The following is a 12,525-nucleotide window of genomic DNA, read 5'->3' on the forward strand; positions in this document are numbered from 1 at the left end:
GCCAAAAGGGAGACTTATATGCAGTATCAAACGTTACCGCAACTCAATGAAAAAGTATCTAAAATTTGTCTAGGCACGATGACGTGGGGACAGCAAAATACTGAGTCCGAAGCACATGAGCAAATGGACATGGCGCTCTCTGAGGGTGTGAACTTTTGGGATACCGCCGAGATGTACCCGTCACCACCAGATAAAGACAAACAAGGTGATACCGAGCGCTTTATGGGTACTTGGTTTAACAAGACTAAACAGCGTGACAAAGTTATTCTCGCTAGCAAGATATCGCCAATGAACTTTTTGCGTGATGGTCAAACGCGCTTTAATGCCGATCACATCAGCAGCGCTATTGACGGGAATTTGGAACGTCTACAAACCGACTATATCGATATCTATCAGCTGCATTGGCCTGAACGCCAAGCGAATTTCTTTGGTCAGCGCGGCTATGATGAAGAGATGGCAGCACAGTCATTAGACGATTTAACGCCATTTCTAGAGACTATTCAGGCCCTGAATGATGAGATCAAAAAAGGTCGTATTCGTGCTTATGGTTTATCGAATGATACCGCGTGGGGACTCATGCACTACCTATGGGAAGCAGATAAAAACGGTCTAATTCCACCACTTACCGTACAAAACCCATATAGCCTATTGAACCGTTTATACGAAGTTGGTATGGCTGAGATTGCCCATCGTGAAAACGTGGGTCTACTTGCGTATTCACCGCTTGGTTTTGGTGTATTGTCTGGTAAATACCTTGATGGTAAACGTCCAACTGGCGCGCGTCTGACCATGTATGATCGTTTCGGTCGTTATGTGAATGAACAAGCCAAATCAGCCACCGAACAATATGCCAAGATAGCTGCTGATGCAGGTTTGGACATGGCGCAGATGTCATTGGCTTTTGTAAACTCTCGTCACTTTGTCACCAGCAACATTATTGGGGCAACGACGACTGAGCAACTCAAATCAAACATCGATAGTGTCAATGTGGAGCTAACATCAGATGTATTAGAAGCGATTGAAGCAGTGCATACACAGCAACCTAATCCATCACCATAGTTGGTCTTCTATAGAGATTGGATGTTAATAGAGCCTGCTGAATAAATAATATTATGCGTGCTCTATTAAACCTCCTGTAAAAAAAGGCGCAAATCGAAACGATTTGCGCCCTTTTATTGACTATCTGATATTAGCTACACTAGCTCAACTTTAAGTAATCAGTCTTCAACTGGTGCGCTAAGGACTCTTGAGTGCAGCTCAGCCAATCCTTCATTCATGCGTGCTTGTAATAAATTGGTCAGCTCGCTTTTGTTACGACCTTCTGGGTCTATAGGCGCGAGTGGCAATACATAAGCGGTCACGTTTTTGCTATCGAGCACTTTTTTCATACTTTCTTTCATCGTCAGCTTACCATAGTATGGCAATGCGTCGCTTAGTGTGCCGTCTTTATTGACATAAGCGATGATGATCGGTCTGATAGGCACATCAGCGTCAATGGCTGCTTGCAGCAATGTTCCATGAATGCGCTTTACTTTTTTACCACTAGTAGTGGTCGCTTCAGGGAAGAAAATAATCGAAAAACCTTTGGCTAAAAAGTCAGCAATCTGTGCCGATACTGAGCTTGCATCACCGGAGCCACGCTCGATGAAAAGCGTCCCTGCGGCATGGGCAAGTTTGCCAAATACAGGCCATTCACCGATTTCAGCCTTGGATAAAAAGAACGCTGGGCTCACAGTACCAACGACAGGAATATCCATCCATGACACGTGATTCGATACCCACAAGCCATGGAACTGCTCTACAGGTTCCACTTCTACTACTTTAACCCCAAAAGAGCCTGCCATCTTGCGGCAGAATGTCTGGATATAACGTGGTAGGGTTTCGCGTGGTGGCTGCTTAAATGCACCAATACGCTTCGCCGCGCGTATGCCGCCGACCATAGTCGTGGTCATACCAGCAACCTGACGGCCTCGGCTCAACTGTCGTCTGAGTGAAAAGCTTGATTTAGCTTGGCTCATCTTCGCCCTCATGATTAAATAACGGGTGTTTAATAGTCAAAAAACGAGCCCAGTATAACAAAGTTCGCACACTCAGTGATAGCTTGTTCACTCAGTGAGTGCTGACTTTTATACAAATGGGTAATAAAGCAGATTTATAAAAAATTATCCGCAGCAAACGCTGTAACATAAAACCATCGCTAATTATGCTCATACGCTTTAATATCAAGTGATAAGACCATATATAGATAATCATATGAACGCTACGTTGAAGCTTATTGAGCTGATTATGGCGAGACATTTACTTTATTAAATAGGTGATACTCTTTGGATTATTTTGAAAGACATGAAGGTGGCGAACGCGCCATTTTAGTACATTTAGACATCCGCCAAATTCAAGATCCTGATGATCTTAGTGAATTTGAGCTGTTGGCTGATTCAGCAGGTGCCGATCGTTTGGCACTGGTCACTGGATCACGCTCGCGCCCTGACGCCAAATACTTCGTTGGTAGCGGAAAAGCAGAAGAAATCGCAGAACTAGTGCGCGAACACGAAGCAGATATCGTACTGTTTAACCACAGCCTGTCGCCATCACAAGAGCGTAATATCGAAGCGCTAGTGAAGTGCCGCGTGTTGGATCGTACTGGTTTAATTTTGGATATTTTTGCGCAGCGCGCCCGTACCTACGAAGGTAAGCTGCAAGTAGAGCTGGCTCAGCTTAACCATCTATCAACGCGTCTGGTACGTGGTTGGACGCATTTGGAACGTCAAAAAGGTGGTATTGGTCTGCGTGGACCTGGTGAGACCCAGCTTGAGACCGATCGTCGTCTACTACAGACTCGCGTCAATCAGTTAAAGAGCAAGCTAGAAAAAGTCCGTCAGACCCGTGCGCAAGGTCGAGCCCGTCGCCAAAAATCAGACGTACCGACCATCTCATTGGTCGGCTATACCAATGCGGGCAAATCTACTTTGTTCAACCGTTTGGTCGATGAAAACATCTACGCTGCTGACAAACTATTTGCGACGCTAGACCCTACTCTACGCCGTCTGGACTGGCAGGGAGTTGGTCGTGTCGTCTTAGTCGATACGGTTGGTTTTGTCCGTCATCTGCCGCATGAGCTGGTTGAGTCTTTTCATGCAACCCTAGAAGAAACGCTAGAAGCAGACTTGTTATTGCACGTTATTGACTCCTCTAGCGAGGACATGCACGAGCAGATTCAAGCGGTCAAAGAAGTATTGGCAGAAATCGATAACGATGTACCTGTGCTCAATGTCTACAACAAGATTGATCTGACTGATGAGCCTGCACATATCGGCTATGCTAGCGAAGGTCAGCCAAACCGCGTCTATGTTTCTTCTAGACAGAACCTAGGCATGGAAGAGCTAACGCTTGCCGTACAGCAACTGCTGACAGGTAAACTGACGACGTTTGATTTGACCTTGCCGTATGATGCTGGACAGTTCAAAAACACCTTATATGAACTGGGTGTTATTGAAGAAGAAAGCTACGACGATACAGGTCGTGAATGTCTGACGATTCGTCTGCCAAGTGACCGTCTAAGACAGCTACTGGGTCAAGCAAACTTGAAACCTATCGATGTATTGCCGCTTGCACAAGCAACACTACTGATGCCGGTACTCGAAGAGTTTGAGAAGGTTGACGACGTTGAAGAGCCAACCATGACAGAGGCTGAAGAAAAGGCGTTTGACGAGTTTGATGCATTACACTCAGAAACAGCTGATTCAGAAAAATAATGATCATTTCTGCAAAATAAGAACTATTGTTAAAGTGAGTCATTTGCGACAGTAGTTGAATGAACGTTTGATTCATACTGTTAGATCACAAACCCTTATATAGTACGTTAAAATAGAATAGACGATATCCATTGATATCGTCTATTTTTTTTGGATATGACCAGTCACGGTGCATAGGCTTTATTAGTTGCCCCACTCTCTATATAATCGCCTGTTATACATTCAATAAATATTGATAGATAGCGTTAATATCTCGAAAATGAATCATTGCTACCATCAGTATGCATAGCATCATTTTCTACGTTGTGTTCTTGGTGCGATCACACATTTTTTTTGTACACCCTCCATTTATATCTGACTTGGCCAGAATTGCTTATGAAGTCTGCTCACTCTCCCCATCTCCCACTATGGCTTGCGTTAGTTCTAACGTTGACCATGGTTATCGTTGTCCGAGAAACGGCGGTTATCATCTGTCAAATGGCAGGCATCGAAAAAGCGGCCAATATTGTCGGTTTGGTTGCGATGTTTGTTATCTTGATGGCGTGGCGACTGCTTAAGGGATTACCGAGCTGGCTCACACAGGCCAGTAATACATTGCTAGTCGATAGTGGTTTTGCCTTCTTACCCGTTTCTGCTGGTGCAGGCTTGTTGCTATTTGCTCTAGGAGATGAGCTATTGGGCGTGATGATAACGATGATCGTTAGTACGCTCATACCGCTGTGGGGACTAGCATTATTGGCCAATCGTTGGCTCAATCACGCTGCAAACACTGATAGTAAGACTACCACTGAGCAAAAGGGACAGCCGTGAGCTGCGGAGAGATATTATGACTTTTGACAGCGTATTTATGGCAACCCTAGCCGCAATATTATTGACATTAGCAGCACACATAATTGCACGTGTATTAGCACGTAAATTGTCATGGCTACCGATGGTCATTACCGCACTTGTCCTAGTGCTTGTTTTCCTATTTATACTGCAGTGGGATTACAACAACTATTACAGCGCGGCAAAGCCTGTATTTGACCATCTATTGGGATATGTCACAGTACTCTTGGCTGTGCCATTAGCGGCGATGAACTTTAAAGGCTTACCAGTTAAAAAACTCACTCTAATTGTCGCTATTGCTAGTGTTGTTGGCGCATTACTGCCTATGTCACTGGCCTATTTATTTTCGCTCAGTCATGAGACCCTATTGGCTTTCGCTACCCGTTCTGTGACTACGCCGATTGGCCTGAGTGTTGCAGATTTAATCAAAGCACCATTGGCAATGGCTAACCTAATTATCATTGTCTCAGGTCTGATAGGTGGTACGGTCGCTCGCTTTTTGTTCCGCGGTATCAATGACGACCGAGCCAAAGGTCTAGCACTGGGGTTAGCAGCTCACGCGTTTGGTACAGTAGAAGCTTGGCAAATCAGTCACACAGCCGGACGTTATGCCGCATTTGGCTTGGCAGTGAACGGGTTAGTTACCGCAGTTTGGGTACCTATTTTTATCAGTGCTATCGGTATCTAGTCATCACTAAAAGTCTACCTAAACTATTCTTATATTTTTAAAAATTTAACCATTAATAGGCTTATCTACTGTTAATGTCAGATTGAAAATCACCTCGACTATTCAAATGTCATTATTATTTCTTAAAAAACTGAGACACTTTATTTACCTGAACTTATAAACTCAAAAAGCCCACTACAAATGGCTCATTAAGTCACTTAGAAAAGTTAGTATATTGATTTATCTAAGGTTATTTAATAATAGAAATCTGATTTTACAACTTAGTTTGTCAATCTGATGCGCCAAAAAATTATTATATGTTATAGTAAGCAACTATTATTTTTTGTATCTATTACAAGTGGTTCCTTATTGAAAGTGATAATTGCTCAGCTGCTGTCCTCACAGTGGGCTAAATAATTCTGCAAAATCAGTAACCGCTTAAGCGCCTAAATCAACGCATATATAGGCAAAATAATTTGCTGTTATTCGATAAAAAGTGATTTTACTATGATAAATACGGCTACTTTGATGACTCGCTGCTTATCTCCCCTTTTACTAAGTGCCATTGCTCTTTCGACCTTTTCTGTCGCTGCCAATGCAGGCAACATGTATATCTACAAAGACAAAGGTGGACAAGTACTGTTGACCAACGTCAATCCTAGTGGAAATTTTGATAAGTTTACGAAAAAAGTAAAAGTAACTTATTATAAAGACTCTAAGATGTATGACGGAAGCAGCGATAGCTATGGTAGCAGCGCCGCTAGCAATAGCGGAAGTCGCAACTCTTACGACAGCTACATTCGTGCGTCCGCTGAGCGCAACGGTGTGGACCCTGCCCTAATGAAAGCAATGATGCACACTGAATCAGCTTTTAATCCAAATGCACGCTCACCAGTAGGCGCACAAGGCCTGATGCAGTTGATGCCAGCGACTGCGCGCCGATTCAATGTGAGCAATCCTTGGAACCCTGCAGATAATATCGAAGGATCAGCCAAATATATTGCATGGCTCATGCGCCGCTTCAACAATAATGTTGAACATGCTGTCGCAGGCTACAATGCGGGTGAAGGCAATGTCGATAAATACGGTGGCATCCCTCCGTTCAAAGAAACACGTAACTATGTTCAAAGAGTGATGAGCCGTTATCATAGCCTGTATAAAAACGATGCCGGACTGTTTGGTGCAAGTATCAGTGCTAACAATCAAACTAGTAGCACCAGTACAAGTAATGGCTTACAAAATGTAAGTTATGCTACTAGCAGCAATGTGAATAGTGCCAGCTATGCCAACTCAGCCTATGCGGCTTTACGCTAAGCCAGTTATCTAAAAGCCAGACATAAAAAAGCCCATTAACGAATTAATGGGCTTTTTTATGTCTGGATGCTTTATATCTTGATGCATTAAGAGTAATAAAGCCAAACTGTGAGCCACAATTAAGGACTCACAGCCTTATCCAACACTATTTGATACTTACTTGTTAGCAGCCTGAGTTGCAGCAACTTCAGCAGCGAAGTCTTCTTGCTTCTTCTCGATGCCTTCACCAACTTCTAGACGTTTGAAGCCAAGTACTTTTACGCCTTCAGCTTTTAGGACTTCGCCAACTTTCTTGTCGTTGTCCATAACGTATGGCTGACGTAGTAAAGTTACTTCGTCTAGGTACTTACGTAGGCCACCTTCGATCATTTTTTCAACGATGTTATCAGGCTTGCCAGACTCACGAGCTTTTGCTTCGATGATGTCTTTTTCGCGTGCCAATACGTCAGCAGCAACATCTTCGTCATCTACAGCGACAGGATTAAATGCAGCGATATGCATAGCAAGGTTCTTACCAGTGTCAGCGTCGCCACCTTCAAAAGATACCACTACACCGATACGCAGACCATGACGGTATGCAGCGATGTTAGCACCTTCAAGTGTTTCAACACGGCGAATCTGGATATTTTCACCGATTTTTTGTACTAGAGATACACGTGCTTCTTCAACAGTCTGACCTTCGCCATAAGACAATTCAGAGATAGCAGCAACGTCAGTTACGTTGTTTTCTAGTGCAAGGTTAGCAACTTTTTCTGCAAATGCAGTGAAGCTGTCATCTTTTGCAACGAAGTCAGTCTGGCAGTTAACTTCTAACAAGAATGCTTTGTTTTCGCCTTGAGCGATGATGATAGCGCCGTCAGCTGCGATGTTACCCGCTTTTTTAGCTGCTTTAGCTTGACCAGATTTACGTAGGTTATCAATGGCAACTTCAACATCACCGTTTGATTCTTCTAACGCTTTTTTACATTCCATCATGCCAAGACCAGTACGGTCACGCAATTCTTTTACCATTTTGGCAGATACTTTTACTTCTGTCATAAGAGTCACCTTAGTATAGTTATGTATAGGAGTGCTGTATTTCTAAATGCTGTATTTCTATTCGATATCTTGGTATTACTTAAAATCTAGCAGACAGCTCGTTTTGAACGATTACTAATATAGCCATCAATGATGTCAAATAAATAACATCTCTACAATATAGCGATATGACCAGTAGGAGCGATAATACTCGCCCAATAGCTACTCGCTTATACGCATGGCATTATTAATAAGGCTTTATTCAATAACAAGGCATGACGAGTAAAACTACATCATGCCTATTATGAGCTTATACGCTGTTCAAAACATTATATGGATGCTGATAGAAACACTATCAAGGCATCCTTACAAAGTTAAACTTTTTGGTGGTGTTCTAAAAAGTATGCTGGCGATAAAAGTCAATAAGAAATCTAAGCTAAGTTCTCTGATTCTATAAAGCTTTCAAGGCTTCAAAAATTGTTCAAATTTTAATCAGCATACTTTTTGACACACCACCAACTTTTTAAGTCAGCTACTTATTCTGCTGGAGTTGCAGCAGCTTCTTCTGCAGCTGGCGCTTCCTCAGTTGCAGCAGGTGCTTGCTCAGCTTTACCACCAGCTTGAGTTTGTGCGTATTCTTTACCAGCGATGATAGCATCAGCCATAGAAGTTACGTACAAAGTCACAGCACGGATAGCATCATCATTAGCTGGGATGATGTAGTCAACGTTGTCTGGGCTAGAGTTAGTATCAACGATACCGATAACTGGGATACCCAAGTTCTTGGCTTCTTTAATAGCGATAGCTTCGTGATCTACGTCTACTACAAAGATAGCGTCAGGTAGACCGCCCATATCTTTGATACCACCTAGTGAACGCTCAAGTTTTTCCATATCGCGAGTACGCTCTAGCGCTTCACGCTTAGTCAGCTTAGCGAAAGTACCATCTTCTGCTTGCTTTTCTAGCTCTTTTAGACGGTTGATTGACTGACGTAGAGTTTTCCAGTTAGTCAACATACCACCTAACCAGCGATGGTCAACGTATGGCATGCCAGCGCGAGCTGCTTGCTCACGTACGATACCGCTTGCAGCGCGTTTAGTACCAACAAATAATACTTTGTTTTTCTTAGCAGCTAGGCCGTTTACGTAAGTCAACGCTTCGTTGAACGCTTTTACGGTGTGCTCTAAGTTGATGATATGGATTTTGTTACGTGCGCCAAAGATGTATGGACCCATTTTTGGGTTCCAAAAACGTGTTTGGTGACCAAAGTGAGCGCCTGCTTGTAGTAAGTCGCGCATTTCGATTTTGGTTGGATTCTTTGTAGCCATGAGAATATATCCTATTGGTTGGGTTATGCCTCCACATCACAAAAACAGCCTATTTAGCGACACGCATCTGCTACCGGTTAGTTTTCATTAGTAAAGCACTAACAGATCACAAATTAATCAAGTCGCCAAACACCCAGCAATTTTTTGCCATGATGTGTGTGTCATTGGTTGGTTTAAAAAAAGAAGCTATCGCTAGATTGAAGCAGATGCCCAAATCTAAACTATAAAGTGAATTATAAAAAATAGCTGCGCTGTATTTTATCACATAACGCCTCAGAATCTCCAGCAGTTTGTTCGTAGCGTATCAATAAGATAAAAACAAAATATGGCGATAACAAAACAAAAAAAGCGACACATTTGCATCGCTTTTTTATGATTATCTTTTTAATAGCTGTTTTTCAAGCAAGGTCAACACTGTCACTCTTTTATAGTTATCACTCGTTTATAGAGGACTGACTATAACTTATGCAATGCAAATACCAATGACCGCCTTGTAACCACGCCACGTAAATGGTGTGATATAGCTTTGACGATCTTTAGGCAAATAAGACACGCTTGGCGCACTCTCAACAATGTGCGGCGGCGAGATAATAAACTCTGAACCAAACTCTGTCCGAGCGTTACCTGAGATTGTATTGGCCATTTCACCCAACAAATCTTTCATCATCGTGATTGAAGAGTCAGGCTCGCCCATCACTTTGATGACTTCTCGCAACATCGCGCTTGGTGCACTGACATAGACGCAACCTTCTAAAGGCCCTGATATCTTAATGACACCGCTATAATCAAAGCCAATCGCGCTTTTGTTGTTATTCAAGTAAGGGGTATCAATTGACACTTCCGAGCCATCGATTTGCGCAAAAAACGCATTGATCGAGCTTAGAAACACACCCAATTTTTCTACTTTAACCATAATATATTAATATCCATCTGTATTACGTGGCAGCATTAATCTTGCAAGCAAACCACAATCTCGCCTACTTGAGAATGCCAAGTGATGGGGATGATAAAAGAACGCTCATCGTTCGGCAACACAATACTTTGCGGCGCACCTTTGAACACAAATGGTACAGAGATATGAAACTCTGAGCCAAACTCTTTGCGTGCATTGCCTGCGATTGTATTGGCCACTTCCCCAGCCAGATCTACATAGTTCTCTTCACTTTTATCGGTTTCGCCCATACTGTCTAAGATTGAAGACAGCAAGTCACGCGTCGCCGAAAAATATACCACGCCTTTTTGGCCACCAGATATACCAATCACGCCTGTATAGTCATGGACTTTTGGCTGTTTGTTTTCTAGTAAGTAAGGGGTATCGGCAATAAGCTCTTCTCCGCCAAACTGATCAAAGTAATTACTAATAATGCTCAAAAAAATCTGTAACTTTTGCTCTTTCATAATGATATCTGCTGTAGTCGATAAATGGTGTTAGTCTTGCATCAGCTCATACAAAGACTCGACAAGCTCCTCTTCTGAGAAGGGCTTGCACAAAAAGCCGCTGGCACCCAATGATAATGCCTCAATACCAGTGGCTTTATCGGACAATGCTGACACCACTAAAATACGTACTTCAGGATCAATCGCGATGATTTTTTCAATGCATTCTAGCCCATCCATTTGTGGCATGGTTAGGTCCATGGTGATTACATCAGGACGATGGACATTGAACTTTTCGATGGCTTGAACACCGCTAGTCGCTGTCGCCACCAGCATGAACTTTCCTGAATCGTATGCACGCTGAATACGGTTTCTAATAATATTTGAATCATCAACAATCATTAACTTATACATAATTTATCTACTACCTTTAATGAAGTGCTTGTCGTCCCTGACAATATAATTACTATTTTGATTAAGCTTTAGGTAAAGTAATGACAAACCGTGTCATCTGACCCAGCTCGCTATTTACATTAAGCTTGCCATCATACTCTTTTACTTTTGCTTTGATGATATCAAGTCCAACACCGCGACCGCCGTCTTCATCTGCGTGCTCTTTGGTAGAGAATCCAGAAGAGAACAGCTGTTTGAGCAAGTCACCTTTACTAAGCTGATTTGCCTCTTCCGTACTGAAACGACCTTCTTCAATCAGTTTATTACGGATGCTGTCGTAGTTGATACCTTGTCCGTCGTCTTGCACAACCAGCATAAAGTTTGAACCGTTGTCTTGCACTTCCAAATCAATGATCCCAACTTCAGTTTTGCCAGCAGTGTGACGCACACTTGGTGACTCGATACCATGGACTACCGCATTACGTAGCAACTGAATACTGATTTCTTTGATTGGCTTTGCAAGATGCGCCGGAATACTGGTTTGGGTTAGCGTCGTACTTTTTAGCTGTACTCGCTTGCCTTGTCTTGCAGCAATTTCTTTTGTAAATTCATTGTAAAAAGACAATAAATCGTCATCTGCTTCATTGTCTAAGTCGATATCTAGCCCACCATCGAAGTCAGCATTGCTAGCTGCATGATCTGCTACTGAATTTTGAGTAGCGACTGGTGCTTGTACGGTTGACGCCTTAGCTGCTGACGGTGCTGAGCGGTTGATACGCTCACCCAACGTCGCAATCGTGTTCGATAAGCTAAGCAAATCATCCAAATGTACTGCCAATGGCAAGAAGTCATTACCAGACAACTGACCTTGGTTTTGTAATGCATGTAACTTGTCTTCAGCATCAGAAGCAATCTTTGTAAAGCTATGTAGTTTTAGTGCTGATGCTTCACCTTTTAAGCTATGCATTTCACGATAAATAGCTTTCAATTTGCCTTCAAGCTCGTATTGTGAGCTACCAGGATTTTTCAAGATATTATTCATTTTCTCGATATGCGCTTGTGTATTACCAATAAACTCATTAATAATCTTTGGATTCACATTCAAGATAGTCGTTAACATCTCAATCTGCATATCGTTTTGTGAACGCTCTTTTTCTAGGCGCTGTTCTAAGTAGACTGCATCTGATACATCGTTCACGTTGACCAAGATACGGGCAATGTCTTTATTGTCATAAACACGTGAGAATTTAAAATCTAAGAAGCGATTATCAAGACTCTTGTCTTCAGACAAATTATGCAACATGACTTTGTTTAATGGGTTAAGTGAATCTACCAATTTTTCTTTAACGCGAGGGTTATAGAGCTGTTCAATGAATTGCTGTGTGGTCTTGAGGTCTTTATCAGAGATACGGCCACGCAAGACATTGGTAAAGTTTTCCCCTGCCAAGCTATCAGAGCCGATGATATTGTTCAGCGCTCGAGAATGCTGTTGACCAATATTCAAGTCTTTATCAAGTAGGAAAAGACCTGTATTTACCGTTTCCATAATCTCTTGCGTTTCTTGGCGAGCGGCAGATGCTTCAGCATCCGTCTCACGTAGACGACGTACAAAGAAGAATACGAAAATTAGGAAGTAGGTAAAGATAGCGGCAACACCAAGTACCTGAATAAGACGAATGGTAGTTGCTTGACGTTGTGCGCTATCAAATACGTCTCTTGTCAAACTGTCTAAAGATTCGTTAATAAACAAACTTGATGTCTTCGCCTGTTCAACGGCCTGCGTCAATTCATCAGCAGACGTTACCATGATATTATCAGCATCTTTTAGATATGTTTGAATCTTAGGCTC

General features: G+C 42.5%; 12 protein-coding genes. 5 read left to right on the top strand and 7 right to left on the bottom strand.

Going from position 1 to position 12,525, the window contains the following annotated elements; genetic code table 11:
- The first annotated feature begins 18 nt into the window (after window positions 1-18).
- Window positions 19-1,059: an aldo/keto reductase gene (locus tag CXF61_RS08915; RefSeq protein ID WP_165597956.1), complete on the top strand. Its 1,041-nt coding sequence runs from the start codon at window positions 19-21 to the stop codon at window positions 1,057-1,059.
- A 158-nt stretch (window positions 1,060-1,217) separates the two neighbouring features.
- On the opposite strand, the gene CXF61_RS08920 is transcribed toward CXF61_RS08915, so the two are convergent.
- Window positions 1,218-2,018: a lysophospholipid acyltransferase family protein gene (locus CXF61_RS08920; RefSeq protein WP_057758444.1), complete on the bottom strand. Its 801-nt coding sequence runs from the start codon at window positions 2,016-2,018 to the stop codon at window positions 1,218-1,220.
- 306 nt (window positions 2,019-2,324) lie between these two features.
- Here CXF61_RS08920 and hflX point away from each other — a divergent pair, with 306 nt between their 5' ends.
- From hflX to CXF61_RS08940, 4 genes are all read left to right on the top strand, one after another.
- Window positions 2,325-3,752 (top strand): ribosome rescue GTPase HflX, encoded by a 1,428-nt coding sequence (gene hflX, locus CXF61_RS08925; protein WP_057758442.1) that lies wholly within the window; start codon window positions 2,325-2,327, stop codon window positions 3,750-3,752.
- 375 nt (window positions 3,753-4,127) lie between these two features.
- The gene (locus CXF61_RS08930; protein WP_165597957.1) at window positions 4,128-4,562 is read left to right on the top strand and encodes a CidA/LrgA family protein; all 435 of its coding nucleotides are present in this window, start codon (window positions 4,128-4,130) and stop codon (window positions 4,560-4,562) included.
- 16 nt (window positions 4,563-4,578) lie between these two features.
- A complete protein-coding gene (locus CXF61_RS08935) occupies window positions 4,579-5,268 on the top strand; it encodes an LrgB family protein (RefSeq protein WP_165597958.1) in 690 nt (229 codons plus the stop codon).
- A gap of 486 nt (window positions 5,269-5,754) precedes the next feature.
- Window positions 5,755-6,561, top strand: coding sequence for a lytic transglycosylase domain-containing protein (locus tag CXF61_RS08940; protein WP_165597959.1), 807 nt, complete (start codon window positions 5,755-5,757; stop codon window positions 6,559-6,561).
- Between the two features lie 156 nt (window positions 6,562-6,717).
- Here the strand turns inward: CXF61_RS08940 and tsf are convergent, their stop codons facing one another.
- From tsf to CXF61_RS08970, 6 genes are all read right to left on the bottom strand, one after another.
- On the bottom strand, window positions 6,718-7,599 hold the full coding sequence (tsf, locus tag CXF61_RS08945; RefSeq protein ID WP_057758434.1) for a translation elongation factor Ts: 882 nt from the start codon (window positions 7,597-7,599) through the stop codon (window positions 6,718-6,720).
- A 515-nt stretch (window positions 7,600-8,114) separates the two neighbouring features.
- Window positions 8,115-8,906: a 30S ribosomal protein S2 gene (rpsB, locus tag CXF61_RS08950; RefSeq protein ID WP_057758431.1), complete on the bottom strand. Its 792-nt coding sequence runs from the start codon at window positions 8,904-8,906 to the stop codon at window positions 8,115-8,117.
- A gap of 463 nt (window positions 8,907-9,369) precedes the next feature.
- On the bottom strand, window positions 9,370-9,819 hold the full coding sequence (locus CXF61_RS08955) for a chemotaxis protein CheX (protein ID WP_102091536.1): 450 nt from the start codon (window positions 9,817-9,819) through the stop codon (window positions 9,370-9,372).
- A gap of 35 nt (window positions 9,820-9,854) precedes the next feature.
- The gene (locus CXF61_RS08960) at window positions 9,855-10,304 is read right to left on the bottom strand and encodes a chemotaxis protein CheX (RefSeq protein WP_057758427.1); all 450 of its coding nucleotides are present in this window, start codon (window positions 10,302-10,304) and stop codon (window positions 9,855-9,857) included.
- Window positions 10,305-10,334: 30 nt separating this feature from the next.
- Complete coding sequence (locus CXF61_RS08965) at window positions 10,335-10,697, bottom strand: response regulator (RefSeq protein WP_102091535.1); 363 nt, start codon at window positions 10,695-10,697, stop codon at window positions 10,335-10,337.
- A gap of 61 nt (window positions 10,698-10,758) precedes the next feature.
- Window positions 10,759-12,525 (bottom strand): ATP-binding protein (locus CXF61_RS08970; protein ID WP_165597960.1); only part of this gene is annotated, 1,767 nt, incomplete at its 5' end.

Origin of the sequence: Psychrobacter sp. 4Dc (assembly GCF_002836715.1) — a bacterium.
Lineage (GTDB): Bacteria > Pseudomonadota > Gammaproteobacteria > Pseudomonadales > Moraxellaceae > Psychrobacter.